The 16,129-nt window shown below is 71.1% G+C and carries 15 protein-coding genes and 1 pseudogene; 7 read left to right on the top strand and 9 right to left on the bottom strand.

Going from position 1 to position 16,129, the window contains the following annotated elements:
* Positions 1-172 precede the first annotated feature (172 nt).
* Positions 173-370, top strand: a complete 198-nt coding sequence (locus AQJ91_RS53550) for a hypothetical protein (RefSeq protein WP_159054555.1) — start codon at positions 173-175, stop codon at positions 368-370.
* 20 nt (positions 371-390) lie between these two features.
* Positions 391-1,047: a DUF2637 domain-containing protein gene (locus AQJ91_RS13895; protein WP_067020544.1), complete on the top strand. Its 657-nt coding sequence runs from the start codon at positions 391-393 to the stop codon at positions 1,045-1,047.
* A gap of 21 nt (positions 1,048-1,068) precedes the next feature.
* On the opposite strand, the pseudogene AQJ91_RS13890 reads toward AQJ91_RS13895, so the two are convergent.
* The 3 genes and pseudogenes from AQJ91_RS13890 to mshA all read right to left on the bottom strand — a co-directional run.
* Positions 1,069-1,308: pseudogene (locus tag AQJ91_RS13890) on the bottom strand (DUF2000 family protein); the annotation flags it as partial.
* 547 nt (positions 1,309-1,855) lie between these two features.
* Positions 1,856-2,356 carry a type III secretion system chaperone family protein gene (locus tag AQJ91_RS13885; protein WP_067020541.1) on the bottom strand — a complete coding sequence of 167 codons (501 nt, stop codon included), beginning with the start codon at positions 2,354-2,356 and terminating at the stop codon, positions 1,856-1,858.
* On the bottom strand, positions 2,349-3,686 hold the full coding sequence (mshA, locus tag AQJ91_RS13880; protein WP_199847927.1) for a D-inositol-3-phosphate glycosyltransferase: 1,338 nt from the start codon (positions 3,684-3,686) through the stop codon (positions 2,349-2,351). The genes AQJ91_RS13885 and mshA overlap by 8 nt, the downstream gene beginning before the upstream one ends.
* A gap of 209 nt (positions 3,687-3,895) precedes the next feature.
* Here mshA and AQJ91_RS13875 point away from each other — a divergent pair, with 209 nt between their 5' ends.
* From AQJ91_RS13875 to AQJ91_RS13865, 3 genes are all read left to right on the top strand, one after another.
* On the top strand, positions 3,896-4,726 hold the full coding sequence (locus tag AQJ91_RS13875) for a DUF817 domain-containing protein (protein ID WP_067020536.1): 831 nt from the start codon (positions 3,896-3,898) through the stop codon (positions 4,724-4,726).
* Between the two features lie 45 nt (positions 4,727-4,771).
* Entirely contained in the window at positions 4,772-5,581 is an 810-nt protein-coding gene (locus tag AQJ91_RS13870; protein WP_107122433.1) for a class I SAM-dependent methyltransferase, read from the top strand.
* Positions 5,582-5,785: 204 nt separating this feature from the next.
* Positions 5,786-6,874 carry a C40 family peptidase gene (locus AQJ91_RS13865; RefSeq protein ID WP_067020531.1) on the top strand — a complete coding sequence of 363 codons (1,089 nt, stop codon included), beginning with the start codon at positions 5,786-5,788 and terminating at the stop codon, positions 6,872-6,874.
* Between the two features lie 11 nt (positions 6,875-6,885).
* Here AQJ91_RS13865 and AQJ91_RS55560 read toward each other — a convergent pair whose 3' ends face one another.
* On the bottom strand, positions 6,886-7,494 hold the full coding sequence (locus tag AQJ91_RS55560) for a hypothetical protein (RefSeq protein ID WP_234382224.1): 609 nt from the start codon (positions 7,492-7,494) through the stop codon (positions 6,886-6,888).
* Between the two features lie 339 nt (positions 7,495-7,833).
* Between AQJ91_RS55560 and AQJ91_RS13855 the strand changes: the two genes are divergently transcribed.
* Entirely contained in the window at positions 7,834-9,171 is a 1,338-nt protein-coding gene (locus AQJ91_RS13855; protein WP_067020528.1) for a PP2C family protein-serine/threonine phosphatase, read from the top strand.
* Between the two features lie 118 nt (positions 9,172-9,289).
* Here the strand turns inward: AQJ91_RS13855 and AQJ91_RS13850 are convergent, their stop codons facing one another.
* The 3 genes from AQJ91_RS13850 to AQJ91_RS13840 all read right to left on the bottom strand — a co-directional run bounded on the left by AQJ91_RS13850 (position 9,290) and on the right by AQJ91_RS13840 (position 11,108).
* Positions 9,290-9,628 carry a DUF2516 family protein gene (locus tag AQJ91_RS13850; RefSeq protein ID WP_079084916.1) on the bottom strand — a complete coding sequence of 113 codons (339 nt, stop codon included), beginning with the start codon at positions 9,626-9,628 and terminating at the stop codon, positions 9,290-9,292.
* A 146-nt stretch (positions 9,629-9,774) separates the two neighbouring features.
* Positions 9,775-10,419, bottom strand: a complete 645-nt coding sequence (locus AQJ91_RS13845) for a hypothetical protein (RefSeq protein ID WP_067020525.1) — start codon at positions 10,417-10,419, stop codon at positions 9,775-9,777.
* Positions 10,420-10,487: 68 nt separating this feature from the next.
* Positions 10,488-11,108, bottom strand: a complete 621-nt coding sequence (locus AQJ91_RS13840) for a helix-turn-helix domain-containing protein (protein WP_067020522.1) — start codon at positions 11,106-11,108, stop codon at positions 10,488-10,490.
* Positions 11,109-11,201: 93 nt separating this feature from the next.
* Between AQJ91_RS13840 and AQJ91_RS13835 the strand changes: the two genes are divergently transcribed.
* Positions 11,202-14,357, top strand: a complete 3,156-nt coding sequence (locus AQJ91_RS13835) for an ATP-binding protein (protein ID WP_067020519.1) — start codon at positions 11,202-11,204, stop codon at positions 14,355-14,357.
* Here the strand turns inward: AQJ91_RS13835 and AQJ91_RS13830 are convergent.
* Both AQJ91_RS13830 and AQJ91_RS13825 read right to left on the bottom strand, forming a co-directional pair.
* Positions 14,338-15,156, bottom strand: coding sequence for an ABC transporter permease (locus tag AQJ91_RS13830; RefSeq protein ID WP_067020516.1), 819 nt, complete (start codon positions 15,154-15,156; stop codon positions 14,338-14,340). The two genes, AQJ91_RS13835 and AQJ91_RS13830, sit on opposite strands and share 20 nt — an antisense overlap.
* Entirely contained in the window at positions 15,153-16,124 is a 972-nt protein-coding gene (locus tag AQJ91_RS13825) for an ATP-binding cassette domain-containing protein (protein WP_067020513.1), read from the bottom strand. The genes AQJ91_RS13830 and AQJ91_RS13825 overlap by 4 nt, the downstream gene beginning before the upstream one ends.
* Positions 16,125-16,129: the final 5 nt, after the last annotated feature.

Genomic DNA, 16,129 nt, shown 5'->3' with positions numbered 1-16,129 from the left:
TCCGGTAGGCGCGCAGGTGATCACCATTTAATTTCGGCACTCACGGAATACAATTGCCCATATATTCACAATTCCTTCACCGCATATTTTCAGGCAATCTAAAAATCCCCTAACCGATCAGCCCGCATTCCCCCGAATGCCCCACAACCTCGCCTCCCGCAACCGTCGTTAGGTGGTCGTGATGCGATTGGACTGGCACGCAGCCGAAGATCATCTGCCGACCACGACCCGATGGGTCGACCGGGACGACCGGGACGACAACGTGGATCACAAGTGGTGCTCTGACCTACTCAATGATTTTCTGAAGAAAATCAACAGAATGGAAAAAGAATATCAGTGGGCGATGGCGGATCTGTACGGAGCTTCCTGAGGCAGGGTACGGAGTCATCGATGGACAGGATTTACGACGACGTCGGTCTCTACGACTACGTCGGGAGCGCCCCGGAACCGAGCATCGCGCCGCATGACTGGGACCCGGTCGAGGAATTGGCCCAGATGCTGTCCACGACGGCCAACGCGAACCCCGCTCCCACCCCGCTCACCCCGCTGCACATGCCGCCCCGCCGCAGGAGCAGCCGTCGACGGCTCCGTCAGGATTCTCACCTCCTCGACGGCGGTCGGCGCGTCACTCACGTCACTCTCCTGATCGCAGCCGTCTCGCTGAGCGCGGTGTGCATGCTGGCATGGTCCGTCTCCTATTCCTATGACCAACTTCGGGGGACCGCCTCGTCCGCGCTGCCCGCGAGGTTGGCGCAGTACTGGCCGCTGATGGTGTACGGACCGTGGTTCGTGGCAGCTCTCTCCATCCTGCGGGCCACCGTGCAGCGTCGGAGTGCGCGGCGATCCTGGTGCGTCATCGTGGCCGCCTCGGCGATGGCCGTGGCACTGGCTGTCAGCCACTCGTCACACGCGCTGGTCTCGTTAGTGATCGTCGGGATTCCGCCGATCACCGCTCTGGTGTGCTTCTGGGAACTCGTCGGCCAGATCTCGGTCAAGAACCGGCCCCGGCACGCCACACAGACCGATCCGCCGAGCTCCAAGCCGTGACGGGGCGTGCGGCCGTCGGCCTCACGGATGCATGCGCGCCTCCTTCACCGCCTTGTCCACCGCGTTGCGCGGCCCGTACACAGCCAGTCCGACCAGATCCAGGTCTCCCGTGGACACCGCCCGTACGGCCGCCCGGTTGTCGCGGTCGTTCCCCGTCGCGAAGAGGTCGCTCGTGAAAAGGGCCCTCGCCAGTGCGCGGGACAGCACGCGTTCGTGGGCCGTCGTCAAGGTCTCCTTCGAGGCCTCGAAGCCCAGTGGTGGGGGTGCCTTTGGGGCGTTATCGGCGGAAGCCCACGATACTCAGATCCCTCACGGCTCCGCCGCCACAGTTCGCTCCATACGCCTCGGACGCGCCTCAGTCGCCGTCGCGGGAGCCGCGACCCTCGTGGCCCTCAGCGTCGGTGTCGCCCTCGCGGCGAGCTCGGACGAGGGGCCCGGCCCCGTCCCGAGCGTGTCGAGCAGCGTCCCGCCGGACGGGGACTCGGGCGGCACCAGCGGTGACGTCGACGGCGGCAACGGCGGTACGGTCGGCGCGACCGACGGGGGCACGACAGGCGGCACCGACCCGGCACCGACGTCCACGTCTCCGGACGCCCCCCGGTCCCCACCGACCCCGCACCCTCGGAGGAGCCGTCCACGCCCAGCGAGCTGGACGAGCCCAACCGGCGCATCACGGAGCTCGACAAGAAGGTCGATCAGCTGCCCACCAAGAAGGAACTGGCCGACGCCCTGCGCGCCTTCGCCGACGAGCTCGACAGGCCCACCGACGCCCCGGACCCGGACCCGTCCTGAGACAGCAGCCCGGGGTTCAGTCAGCCGAAGGCCGCGTCAAGTGCGCGAACGCGTCCAGGTTCCGCGTCGACTCCCCCCGCGCCACCCGCCACTCGTACTCCTTGCGGATCGCGGACGCGAAGCCCAGCTCCAGCAGGGTGTTGAACGCACCGTCCGCCGCCTCCAGGACCTGGCCGAGGAGGCGGTCGATCTCGTCGGGGGTGACCGCGGCGAGCGGGAGCTTGGCGGTGACATACACGTCGCCCAGGCGGTCCACCGCGTAACTCACGCCGTACAGCCTGAGGTTGCGTTCCAGGAGCCAGCGGTGGACGCCGGGCTCGTTCTCGTCGGGGTGGCGGATGACGAAGGCGTTCAGGGAGAGGGAGTGGCGGCCTACCCGTAGGGAGACCGTCGTGGAGAGCTTGCGGGTGCCCGGGAGCTTCACCACGTAGGCGCCGGGTGTGGGGCTCTCCCAGTCCAGGTCGGCGTCCTTCAGGGCCGACTCGATGACCTGCGCCGCCTTCTCTGCCTCAGCCATGGTGGGAGCGTACGCGACGCCGGTGCGCCTGCGTCGCGGCCGTGTAGACGTCCGCCGTGGCGGCGGCCGCGGTGTCCCAGCCGAAGGACTGGGCGTGTGCCGCTGCCGCCGCGCCCATACGGGCGGACCGGTGCGGTTCGTCTGCGAAGCCGGCCAGCACGCGCGCGTAGTCGGCGGGGTTGTGGCCCTGGACCAGGAAGCCGGTCCGTCCGTCACGGACCGCGACCGGGAGGCCGCCCACCGAGGCCGCCAGCACCGGCGTACCGGCCGCCTGCGCCTCTATGGCCACCAGGCCGAACGACTCGCTGTACGACGGCATGACCAGTACGGACGCGGCGCGGAACCAGTCCGCCAGCTTTTCCTGGCCGACGGGCGGGCGGAAGCGGACGACGTCCGCGATGCCGAGCCGGGCCGCCAGCTTCTGCAGGCCCTCCGGCTTGGCCAGGCCGCTGCCGCTCGGGCCGCCGACGACCGGGACGACCAAGCGGGAGCGCAGCTCGGGACGCTCGTCCAGCAGCACCGCCACCGCGCGGAGCAGGACGTCCGGGGCCTTCAGGGGCTGGATGCGGCCCGCGAAGACGGGGATCAGGGCGTCCTGCGGGAGGCCGAGGCGGGCGCGGGCCGCCGCGCGGCCGTCGGCGGGCGAGAAGCGGTCGAGGTTCACGCCGGGGTGGACGACGGCGACCTTGTCGGGCTCGGCCGAGTAGTGACGTACGAGTTCGTCGGCCTCCTCGGCCGTGTTGGCGATGAGGCGGTCCGCCGCCGCGACGATCTGGGTCTCGCCGATCACGCGCGCGGCCGGCTCGGGGGTGTCGCCGTCGGCCAGGTTGGCGTTCTTGACCTTGGCCATGGTGTGCATGGCGTGCACCAGGGGGGCGCCCCAGCGCTGGGCGGCGAGCCAGCCGACGTGGCCGGAGAGCCAGTAGTGGGAGTGGACCAGGTCGTAGTAGCCGGGGCGGTGGCCGGCCCAGGCCTGCATCACGCCGTGCGTGAACGCGCACAGCTGGGCCGGGAGCTCCTCCTTGGCGAGGCCCTCGTAGGGGCCCGCGTCCACGTGGCGGACCAGGACGCCCGGTGCCAGTTCGACCGTCGGGGCGACGGCGGCCGTTGTCGCGCGCGTGAAGATCTCGACCTCGATGTTGATCGCGGCAAGGCGCTGCGCGAGTTCCACGATGTAGACGTTCATGCCGCCGGCGTCGCCGGTGCCCGGCTGGTGGAGCGGTGAGGTGTGTACGGAGAGCATGGCGACACGGCGGGGCCTGCGGTGCAGTCGCAGTCGCGAAGGGGCCGCCGCAGAGCGACGCCCGAGCCTGCTGACGTACTGGCTCACGTGGCGGTCCTCCTTGCTGCGGGCATGCCGGACGGAGGGTGTGGGGCGCCCTCCACGGGAATGCAACGCGGAGGCAGGAGTTCCCATTCCGGGCGCGGCGATTTTTGCCGATCCATTGCCACGGGTCGCTCAACTGTTCGGGCGCCGAATGCGTCGCGCCTCACTGGATGCCGTGCAACCTCTGCCGCCGCCACGCGCTCTATATACGCATGCACAAGATCGCGCACGGCTCCGCGGTACTCGTCCGGCAGCTCGCCCACTTCGGGTGGCTGCAGGCGCGCTGCTGCGCGTTCGCGGTCGCGCTGCTGGGGGGTATGGCGGCCTCGACACTGCTACCGACGCTGCCCGTGGCGCGCTACGACCTGCTGCTGGCGTACGGGGTGCTGCTCACCGGCGTGGGCTTCCTGGTGGGGTGGGAGAGCCGGCGAGAGGTCGCGGTCGTGGCCGTCTGCCATCTCCTCGGGCTCGCCTTCGAGGTGGTGAAGGTGCAGGTGGGGTCGTGGAGCTATCCCGAGCCGGGGCTGGCCAAGATCGCCGGGGTGCCGCTGTACGGCGGCTTCATGTACGCCGCCGTCGGCAGCTACGTCTGCCGGTCCTGGCGGCTGCTCGGCCTGTCGGTCACCGGGTACCGCGCCCACGCCACCGCCCTGGTGGCCGTCGGCCTGTACGTCAACTTCCTCAGCCACCACTGGCTCCCGGACCTGCGCTGGCCGCTCGCCGGTCTGCTGCTCGCCGTGACAGTGGGCGCCTGGGTGCACTTCACGATCGGGGAGCACCGGCACCGGATGCCGCTGGCACTGGCCTTCGTCCTGATCGGGTTCTTCCTGTGGCTGGCCGAGAACATCGCCACCTATCTGGGAGCCTGGTCCTACCCGTACCAGCTGCACGGCTGGGAACCGGTCGCGCTGTCCAAGTGGGCGTCCTGGGCCCTGCTGATCAGCGTCACCTTCGTCATCTGCGGCACCCGCCGCGCCGAGCGGGAGCCCGCCGTCCCCCGACGGCTGTCACCATCGCAGGTCCGGGGCCGCCTGCCCTCGTAGGCACGATCGCCTACCCCGCAGGCGCGACCGCCTACCCTCGTAGCCATGACATCCCGCGCCACCCGCCCCGTGGGCACGGTCACGCGCGGGACGACCAACCCCAACCGGCTGCGCCGCATGGACCGCTGGATCGCGGCGACCCACGGTGCCGAACTGCGCCGCGCCGCCGATCCCGTCGCCGTCGACATCGGGTACGGGGCGGCGCCCTGGACAGCAGTGGAGCTGCTCCAGCGGCTGCGCACCGTCGCGCCACGCGCGCGTGTCGTCGGCGTGGAGATCGAACCGGCGCGGGTCGCGGCGGCCGGGCCGTACGAGCGGGACGGGCTGGTCTTCCGGCACGGCGGGTTCGAGATCCCGATCGACCGGCGCCCGCATCTCGTCCGGGCCGCCAACGTGCTGCGGCAGTACGACGAGGGTGAGGTCGCCGCCGTCTGGGCGCGGCTGTGCGCGCGGCTCGCGCCGGCGTCCGGCGCCTCCCGCGGCGGGCTGCTCGTGGAGGGGACCTGTGACGAGATCGGGCGCCGACACGTGTGGGTCGCACTCGGCCCGGAGGGACCGCGCACCGTCACCTTCGCTACCCGGCTGGGCGCCCTGGAGCGCCCCTCGGACCTCGCCGAGCGCCTCCCGAAGGCACTCATCCACCGCAACATCCCCGGCGAGCCCGTGCACGCCTTTCTCCGCGACTTCGACCGCGCCTGGGCGGCCGCCGCGCCCTACGCCTCGTACGGCGCCCGCCAGCGCTGGATCCGCGCGGTACGGGACCTGGCCGACGACTGGCCGGTTACGGACGGTCCGGCGCGGTGGCGGCAGGGTGAAGTGACGGTGGCGTGGGAGGCGTTGGCGCCGCGCGGTTGACCTCCGCGCGCCCCCTGTCTGCGGGGCACGATCGCCGTGAGTCGTTCGTCACAAAGGCGGGGAGATCGTCATGAGGCGTGGGGTGGAGGGGGAGGACTGGTTCGGTCGCCTCGTTCGCGCCTCTGTCGCTTTTTGTACGTCGGCATGGCACGATCCCCTGACGTCCGGAAGTTACTGACGGTTAATCAGTTTGGGGGAAGGGCTATGGGTACGGGCAAGCGCGGTCTGGTCACGGCGGCAATCACCGTGGTGTGCGCGGTCACCGTGCTGGCGGCACCCGGTACGGCGTTCGCGTCCCAGACGAGCCCGACACCTACGCCGACACCGACGCCGAGTGCTTCCCCGGCGCCCGTGTCCACCAAGGACCTCGAGGCCGTCCGCCAGAAGCTCGAGAAGCTCTACCACGCGGCGGCGGTCGCCACCGACGAGTACAACGCGGCCGAGGAGAAGGCGGAGCAGCAGTCCGCCGAGATCGTCGAACTGGCCAAGAAGATCGTCAAGGGCCAGGAGAAACTGGACGAGTTGAAGAAGCGCGCGGGCTCCGCGGCCGCCGCCCAGTACCGCACCGGCGGACTCCCGGACGAGGCCCAGCTGATGCTGAGCGACAACCCGGGGCAGTTCCTCGACGGCGCCGGCCGGGTACTGCAGGGCGAGCGCGCCACCAAGGCCCTGCTCGAGGAAATGACCCGCACCCAGCAGGACTTGAAGCTCTACACCAAGGACGCCTCCGCCCAGTGGAAGAAGCTGGAGGCCAACCGCAAGGCCAAGGCCACCGCGACGAAGGAGATCAAGAAGAAGATCGCGGCGGCCGAAGAGCTCGAGTCCCAGCTGGAGAAGGAGGAGAAGGAGCGCCTCGCCGAGCTGGAGGCCGAGGCCGCCCGCAAGGCGCAGACCGCGTGGCTCGACTCCGGGATACTCGAGGACATCAGCGGCCAGGCGTCCGAACAGGGCAAGAAGGCGGTCGAGTACGCCACGGCACAGATGGGCAAACCGTACGAATGGGGCGCCGAGGGCCCGGACACGTACGACTGCTCCGGACTGACCTCACAGGCCTGGATCTCCGCCGACCAGCCCATTCCACGCACCTCGCAGGAGCAGTGGAAGCAGCTCGAGCGCGTCGACGTCGAGGACATGCGCCCCGGCGACCTCATCATCTACTTCGACGACGCCAGCCATGTCGCGATGTACATCGGTGACGGCGCGATCGTGCACGCCCCACGCCCGAACCGGACGGTGACGATCGCGGGGGCCGGGTCGATGCCGATCCTCGGGGTGGTCCGGCCTGACGCGTAGGCAGGCCACCCTCAGTGGCCGCCGCGGTTCTCGACGCAGGGGCCTGTTCCCGGCTGGGGCTCGGCGTAGGCACCGTGCACCTCGCTGTCCAACTCGTCCTTCGTCACACGCCCTGACACACACGTGACTCCCGTGTGGACGCTGTAGAACCCGTTCCCGACGTAGACACCGTGCTCCTTGCCACAGCCAAGCCGCTTCAGTGCCACCTCGATCCGCTCGTCACTGAAGCGGCCGTACTCACCGGAGCCGCCCTCCTGCCGGACCTTCTCCAGCTCCCCCTTGATGAGCTCGGCCGACGCCTGCCCCTGGGCGAGCTGGGCCGCGGTGAGGGCCCTCTGCATCCGATAAGCATGATTTTCGGCGTAGTTGGGAGGAGTGTCCCCATTCCCCTTCTGGCGCTCAGCGGTCACGCTCGGCACGGGGGACGAGGGCGTCACCGTCGGCATCTCGGCCGGCTGCGCGCACTTGGGCCGGGGCGAGAAGGAGGGGCGGGGGCTCGCCGACTGCGGCCGTCCGGCCCCGGCCCCGGCCTGCTGGGTTCCGCATGCGGTCACAGCGGCCGCGGCGATCGCGGCCATCGCGACGACGACGGCTGCTGTGGCTGATCGTCTGAGGGGCATGGGCAGAGTTTCCTGCCTCGGGGCTCGAGAATCCATGGAGGCCTTTCGGGCGATACAGCCTCATATGCCGCCGCACGCACCGTTCGCGACCCGCGCCACGTGACCCACCCCACGCCCCACCACTCACAAACCTTGCGGGGACGTGATGTTCGTCATTCCCGCCCCTTCCCCACCCTGTCCAACTGCGTTACGGAACGCGGCATATGACAGCGGCCAGCGTCCACACGGCGTGCCGCACACCATTCCGTTGCGGCGCCGACTACCGCTATGGTCCCCGTCGGTGGGTCGAGGTCCCTCGTCCCCGCCATGCCCTCGGGGGGAGGGAAGGAACCCAAGACGATGCCCGTACCCGTACCGCGGCAGAGAGCGATCCCGGCCGTGGAGAGTGGTCAGGCGCAGGCCGCGTCCGCAGTCGGCGGCCCCTCCAGGGAGGCCTTGGAAGCCACCGCGGCCTTCAAGGCCCAGGAAGCCGCCCCGCCCAAGGGAGACCCGGTCGAGAAGAACAACGGCACCAATCTCACGCTGCTGCTGATCGAGGACGATCCCGGCGGCTCCGCGATCGTGCCCGAAATGCTCGACCCGACCGGCAAGCCGATCCGGGTCCGCACCGCGCGCAACCTCACCGAGGCCGAGCGGCTGCTCACCGACGACGTCCACTGCATCCTGCTGGACCTCGCGCTGTCGGCGCCCGGCCAGGCCGCCGACGACGAGCTGGCCGTACTCAAGCACGTGCTGAAGCTCGCGCCCCGGCACGCCGTCCTCGCGCTCACCGCGTCCGGTGACGCCGAGCGCGGCGCGGAGGCGGTGCGCGTGGGCGCCCAGGACTATCTCTTCCGGGACGAGCTGGACGGCCGGCTACTGAGCCGGGCGATCCGGTACGCCGTGGAGAGGAAACGTTCCGACACGGCCGAGCGACGGCTCGCCGAGGGCCGGGTGCGCGCGCAGGAGAACCGCCGCCTGGAGCGGGGGCTGCTGCCGACGCCGCTGCTGGAGGGTTCGTCGCTGCGGTTCGCCGCGCGTTATCGGCCGGGGCGTTCGCGCGCCCTGCTCGGCGGTGACTTCTACGACACCGTCCGCACCCCCGACGGCACCGTGCACGCCATGATCGGCGACGTCTGCGGGCACGGTCCCGACGAGGCGGCGCTCGGCGTGGAGCTGCGGATCGCCTGGCGGGCGCTGACGCTGGCCGGCCTGTGCGGTGACGAGCTGCTGGGTACGTTGCAGCAGGTGCTGGAGCATGAGCGGGCCGACGACGAGATCTTCGCGACGCTGTGCACGGTGGACATCGCGCCGGACGGGCGTAGCGCGGGGCTGTGCCTGGCCGGGCATCCGTCTCCGCTGCTCGCCCGTCCCGGGCGGCCGGCGCGGTTGTTGCCGTACGACAACAACGGGCCCGCGCTCGGGCTGCTGCCGGGGGCGCGGTGGCCGCGGATGCAGGTGGAGCTGGGGCGGGAGTGGAGCCTGATGCTCTACACCGACGGGCTGATCGAGGGGCACATCGGGGAGGGGCGGGAGCGGCTTGGGCAGGATGGGATGGTGGAGCTGGTGCGGCGGCAGCTTGACGCCGGCTTGAGTGGGGAGGCGTTGTTGCGGGCCGCTGTCAATGAGGTGCGGGACCTCAATGGGGGCGAGTTGACTGATGACGTGGCTGTGTTGCTGTTGGATCGGGCGGGGTGAGCGGGGGCTCGCCGTTCAGGCGTTCGCCGTAGCCGAGCGCTGGTTCGTTGTGGCTGGTCGCGCCCACGCGGCGGAGCGGCACATCAGACGCAGCCCCGCCCCTCACGGGGCGCTTGCGTTACCGTCCGCCGTTGTAGGGGCCGTAAGGGCCGTCGCTGCTGGAGCCACCGCCTCGCCTGGGGCGGCCACCGCCCGGGAGGGAGCGGATCGCCGGTCGGACGTCGACCATGTACACGATGGTCGCGATGAGGCCGATGATCGGCAGGAACGACAGGATGTTGAAGATCAGGTTCACCACGAAGGCGAGCCCGAGGACGATCAGCCAGAACGGCTTGGTCTTCTTGTCGGCCGCTCGATAGGCGTCCTCGCGGCGCATGGCGGCGTCAACCAGCGCGAAGCCGCTGAAAAGGATCAGGGCCACGCTCAGCAGCCACATCAACCCCGCGAAACCCTGCATCAGCACTACGTCCACCACCCGACTCGGCTCGTATCTACGCGGTCACCGTACCCGCAAGCACGTCCGCTCTACCCGGACAACGGGCCGGGCAACAGGTAAGTGCCCGGCCCGCTGTTCGACTGTCGCCGTGTGTGACCTGGTAGGTCCTACTGGGCGGGCGGGGTGGTCTTCTTGACGGTGGTCTTGCGCGTCGTCGCCTTCTTGGCCGTCGCCTTCTTGGCCGGGGCGGCGGGCCCGGCTGTGGCCTCGGCGGGCTTCTCCTCCTTGACCTCGACCGGCTCCGCCTTCGGCTCGACGGCCGCGGCGAGCTCCTCGATCTCGTCGGCGGCCTCGCCGCGCCAGGTCTTCACGGTCTGCTCGCCGTGCTCGGCGACCTTCTCGTAGGCCTCACGGGCCTTGACGGCGTACTCGGCGGCGACACCGACGCTGCGCAGCGCGATGTCCTGGGCGGACTCGCCGAGCTTCTTCAGGTCGGCGTCGAGGGTGCTGCCGAGCTTCTTGATGTCGCCGTCGAGGGTGCTGATGAACTCGCCGACCTTGGCCTGGATGGTCTCCTGCGCCTCCTTGGCCTTGGCGGAGGCCTCCTTGGCGCGGGCGGAGGCCTTCTCCTGAACGGCCTTCGGGTCGGTGTTGCGCACGGCCTCGATCCTCGCCGGCGCCTCGGCGCGCAGCTGCTCCACCAGGCCGGGGACCTTCTTGGCCTGCTGAAGGGCCAGGTCGGCGGTGCCGGCGGCGAAGTAGAGCGGGGTCGGGTCGCTGAGGGTCTTACGGAAGTCTTCAGTGATGGCCATGATGCTGGTCCTCCCGGATCACTTGCGGCTGAGGGTTTTGGGTCCCGCGGTCAGCCCGGCCGGCCCGGTCAGCCGGCCGACTGCTGCGGGTCGGCGTCGCTGCCGCCGGTCTTGCGGGTCGTACGGTTCGTGCGGGTACGGCGGGGGGCGGCGGCCTTGCGGCCACTCGCGGCGCCGGCGTCGGTGTCGGCTTCGGTGTTGCTCTTGCGGGTGCTGCGGGCCTTACGGGTACGGCGCTCGGCGGTACCGTCGCCGGTGTCGTCGGCCTGCTCCTGCCGCTCATGGACGTCCACCGGACCGTCGCCCCGTGAGTCGGCCTCAGGTATCTCCGGTCCGGCCACGAATCCGTTCTCCTTGCGGAAGGACTCGTAGATCTGGAGGAGCACCTGCTTCTGCCGCTCGTTCAGCGTGGGATCGGCGAGTATGACGGCACGCGTCTCCACCTCGTCCCGGTCTCGTTCCGCGTCGAGGATCCCGGCCCGCACGTACAGCGTCTCGGCGGAGATCCGCAGCGCCTTGGCGACCTGCTGCAACACCTCCGCGCTCGGCTTGCGCAGCCCACGCTCGATCTGACTCAGATACGGATTGGACACCCCGGCGGCATCGGCGAGCTGACGCAACGACAGCTGCGCGTTGCGCCGCTGTTCGCGCAGATACTCACCGAGATTGCCGACGTTGAGCGATGCCATGCCTCCACCTTGCACCACCCCCGCTAACTATTGCAAGCAGCCGCTTGCAAAAGTGCGCCACGCCACTCTGTCGGCCTTGGTTAACCTGCACGGGTGACCACCGACCTGACTCTGCTGCCGCGTGTCGCCTACCGCGGACAGGAGGTCACCGCGCCCCGGCTCCGCGGCCTACTCGCCCTGCTCGCGGGCGACTTACGCACGGGCTGCAGCACCGAGCGGCTGGTGCAAGGGCTGTGGCCGGACGAGCTGCCGGAGCGGCCGGCGAAGGCGGTGCAGGTCCTCGTGTCCAGGGCGCGGGCGCAGTTGGGCGCCGACGTCCTCGCCAGCACGCCGACCGGATACCGGCTCGCCCTCGCCGAGGATCAGGTCGACAGCTCCGCCCTGCTGCTGCGCGCCGCCGCGAGCGCGGACCGGGCCAGGGCCGGGGACCACGCGGGATCGCTGGCCGCGGCCGAGGCCGGGCTCGCGCTGTGGGAGGGCACCTCGGACGGGGCCGGCGGGCCCGACGAAACCGCAGACCCCGTGGCCGCGTTGCGCGCCGAGCGCGCCCCCGTCCGCGGCACGCTCGTACGCGCGCAGGCGCTCGCGCTCGCCCGCCTCGGACGGCATGCGGAGGCGGCCGGGCCGCTGGCCGTGGCCGCCGCGGAGCATCCGCGCGACGAGGAAGTGCTCGCCGAGCTGCTGCGCGGTGAGGCGGCGTCGGCGGGCCCGTCCGCCGCGCTGATGCGGTACGAGGCGTACCGCCGTGAGCTGCGCGACGAACTCGGCACGGATCCGGGCGCCGGGCTCAAGGCCGTACAGCGGGAGCTGTTGCGTGGCGAGGCGCCGGTGGTCAGGCACGGCGTGCCGCACGAACCGAACCCGCTGCTGGGACGGGACGAGGACATCGCGGCGGTGGAGCGGCTGCTGCGCGCCTCCCGCGCCGTCACCGTCGTCGGCCCCGGCGGCCTCGGCAAGACCCGGCTCGCGCACGCCGTCAGCCGCCGGGCCGAGCAGCGCGTGGTGTATTTCGTGCCGCTCGCCGGCGTCACAGCGGACGAGGACGTGACCGCGGAGGTGGCCTCCGCGCTCGGCGCGGGCGAGGGGCGGGCCGGCGCCATGAGCGGCCACGCCCCGGCCGACCCGGTGTCCGGCATACTCGGCGCGCTCGGCTCGGGGCCCGCGCTGCTGGTCCTCGACAACTGCGAGCAGGTCATCCGGGGGGCCGCCGGCCTCGTACAGGCCCTGGTCTCGTCATCGAAGGACCTGCGGGTGCTCGCCACCAGCCGGGCCCCGCTGGGCCTCACCTCGGAGGCGGTGTACGCGCTGCCGGAGCTCGGTCTCGGCACCTCGGTCGAGCTGTTCACACAGCGGGCCCGGGCCGCCCGGCCCGGCGTGGAGCTGCCGCCGGACGCGGTGGCCGAGCTGTGCCGCCACCTCGACGGGCTGCCGCTCGCCGTGGAGCTGGCCGCGGCGCGGGTGCGCGTGCTGTCGGTGCCGGACATCGCACGCCGCCTCGGCGATCGGTTCGCGCTGCTGCGCGGCGGGGCGCGGGACGTGCCGGAGCGTCATCGCACGCTGCACGCGGTCGTGGACTGGAGCTGGAACCTCCTCGACGAGGAGGCCAGGGCCGCGCTGCGCACGCTGTCCGTCTTCCCCGGCGGCTTCTCCGGAGAAGCCGCGGAGCACGTGCTGGGCGAGGACGCGCTGTTTCTCCTGGAGCAGTTGGCCGATCAGTCGCTGCTCACCGTCGCCGACACCCCGGCCGGCGTGCGGTTCCGGATGCTGGAGACCGTACGGGAGTTCAGCGCGGCCCGGCGCGCGGAGGCGGGCGAGGAAGAGGAGGCCGTCGGCCGGTTCCTCGCCTGGGCGCGGGACTTCGGGGTCACGTACCACGACTGGCTCCTCGGCTCGCAACCGGGGACCGCCTGGGAGCGGATCAGGGCTGAGCAGGACAACCTCGTGCTGGCCCTGCGGCACGCCCTGGTCCGTACGGACGGCCCCACCACCGCCGCCCTCACCGCCGTCCTCGCCGCCCTGTGGTCCACCGGCTCCAACTACCCCCGCCTCACCGCCCTCGCCGCGGACACCGGACCGCCGCTGTCGCACTACTACCCGGAGCCCGAATACGTCGAAGTCGCCCGCGCCGCTGCGGTGTTCTGCACGGCGAGCCTGTTCATGGGCTACGGCCCGCGCGCCGTACGCCATCTCGTCACCCTCCGGCGGCTGCCCCCGGCCCCGCTGGACACGCTGCTGCGGGCCATCGCGGCAGTGCTGAGCGCGGTCCCCGAGATGCTGCCTCCCGACTACGACGTGCTGCGGGGGCTCTGCGCCAGCGAGCAGCCGCTGCTCGCCGGCGTCGCCGAGGGCGTCGCCACCTACGTCTGGGAGTACGAGCACGACCTCGACCGCGCGCTCGCCTCGGCTCGCCGGATCATCGCCGCACTGGCGCCGGTCGACACCCCGTTCCTGCAGGTCATGGGCCACGCCCGGCTGAGCGAGCTGTACATGCAGACGGAGCAGGGCAATGCCGCGTACGGGCACCTCAAGGCCGCGCTGGAGGCGCTGCCGCGGCTCGGCGACGAGCACGACACCATCGGCGTCCGCTGGGGCCTCGTCCTCGCCTGTCTGCACCGGGGCGACCCCGACGAGGCCGAGTACTGGCTGCGGCAGGCGGAGGGCGACAACGCCCCGCAGAAGTACGACTTCTACAGCCCCGACTTCGGCGGGCGCGCCGAGATCGCGCTCGCCCGCGGGCTGACCGAGGTCGGGCTCGGCCTGTGGCGCAACGCCGTGGAGCGGATGCCCGCGGCAGGCTCGTTGGACGGCGACGACCCCTTCTTCGACAGGTGGTCGCTGCAGGTCCAGTCGGCGGCGGTGACGGCACACGCGCACGCCGGCCGTCTCGAACTCGTCGCGGGGCAGGTCGACCGGCTGCGGCAGGAGTTGCGGAGGCTGCTCTCCGGTCCGTCCCGCTCGCCCATGGAGCTCCCCTTGTTCGGGACGGTGCTGCACGCGCTCGGCATGGCTGGGCTGGCGTCCGGCGACGCCACCGCCGTACGGATGATCGCGCTGGCCGAACGCCTGCGGGTGCTGCGCGAGTTCCAGCCGACGATGTCGGCGGACCGCGCCCGGCAGGCGGCCGGGGCCGCCGGGAAAGCTGCCAGGGCGGCGTACGCCGACGCGGTGTCGGAGTACGCCGCCCTGGAGCGGGACGAGCTGCGGGAGGCGGCCCGCGCTGTCATGGCGGTTACTTCGGGTCGCGGTTGAACAACGCCGTCGACCAGCGGTAGCCGAGCGCGGTGAGGCCGACGCACCAGGCGATCGCGATCCACCCGTTGTTGCCGATCTCGGTGCCGAGCAGCAGGCCGCGCAGGGTCTCGATGGCCGGCGTGAACGGCTGGTACTCGGCGATCGGCTGGAACCAGCCCGGGATCGCGTCGATGGGGACGAAGGCGCTCGAGATGAGCGGGAGGAGGATCAGCGGCGTTGCCATGTTGCTGGCCGCCTCGGGGTTCGGGCTGGCCATGCCCATCCCGACCGCGATCCAGGTGAGCGCCAGGGTGAACAGCGCGATCAGTCCGAACGCCGCCAGCCACTCCAGGGCCGTGGCGTCCGTGGACCGGAAGCCGATGGCCACGGCGATGGCGCCGACGAGGACCAGGCTGGCGAGCACCTGCAGCACGCTGCCGACGACGTGCCCGACGAGCACAGAGCCGCGGTAGACCGCCATCGTGCGGAAGCGGGCGATGAGGCCCTCGGTCATGTCCATGGAGACGGAGATCGCGGCCCCGATCACGGTGCTGCCGATGGTCATCATCAGGAGGCCCGGGACGAGATAGGCGATGTAGTCGGAGCGGTCCGCGCCGCCGCCACCGATGCCCGCGCTCATCACACCTCCGAAGACGTAGACGAAGAGCAGCAGCAGCATGATCGGCGTGAGCAGCAGGTTCAGGGTCATGGACGGGTAGCGCCGCGCGTGCAGCAGGTTGCGGCGCAGCATCGTGTTCGAGTCGCGGACGGCGAGGGAGATCCGGGTCGGGCGGGTGGGAGCCAGAGGGGTGCTCATCGGACGGTCTCCTTGGGCTGGTTGGGGAGGTTGGTGGAGCCGGTCAGGGCGAAGAACACGTCGTCGAGGTCGGGCCTGTGCACAGTCAGCTCGTCCGCCTCGACGTCGGCCGAGTCCAGCCAGTCGAGGATGGAGCGCAGCTCGCGCTGGCTGCCGTCGCTGGGGATCTGCAGCGCCAGCGCCTCGTCGTCGCGGGTGGCCTCGCGCAGGGCGACGGCGGCGGACTGGTATGCGGCCGGGTCGGTGAAGCGGAGCCGGACGTGCCCGCCCGGGATGAGCCGCTTCAGCTCGTCGGCGCTCCCCTCGGCGGCGGTCTTGCCGTCGTTCAGCACCGCGATACGGTCGGCGAGCTCGTCGGCCTCCTCCAGGTACTGGGTGGTGAGGAAGACGGTGACGCCGCCGGAGACCAGCTCGCGGATGATCCCCCACATGTTGTGGCGGCTGCGCGGGTCGAGGCCGGTGGTCGGCTCGTCGAGGAAGATGATCCGCGGATCGCCGACCAGCGTCATGGCGATGTCGAGGCGGCGCTTCATGCCGCCGGAGTAGGTGGAGACGGGCTTCTTCGCGGCCTCCACCAGGTCGAAGCGCTCAAGGAGCGCGGCGGCGGTACGGCGGCCCTCGCCGCGGGTGAGGTGGTGCAGGTCCGCCATGAGGAGCATGTTCTCCTCGCCGGTGATCAGACCGTCGACGGCGGAGAACTGCCCGGTGACACCGATCGCGGCGCGCACGGCGTGCGGGTCGGTGGCCAGGTCGTGGCCGCCTACGTGCAGCTCGCCGGCGTCTGCGGTGATCAGGGTGGAGAGGATCTTGACGGCGGTGGTCTTGCCGGCGCCGTTCGGGCCCAGCAGGGCGAAGACGGTGCCGGCCGGCACCGCCAGGTCGATGCCGTCGAGGACCGCCTTGTCCCCGTAGGCCTTGCGCAGCCCCTTGGCCGCGATGGCGAGTGAGTGCGATGTCGTTGTCGTCATGCCGC

Source organism: Streptomyces dysideae (assembly GCF_001514305.1).
GTDB lineage: Bacteria > Actinomycetota > Actinomycetes > Streptomycetales > Streptomycetaceae > Streptomyces > Streptomyces dysideae.
This window is presented reverse-complemented; position numbering and strand designations above follow the sequence as displayed.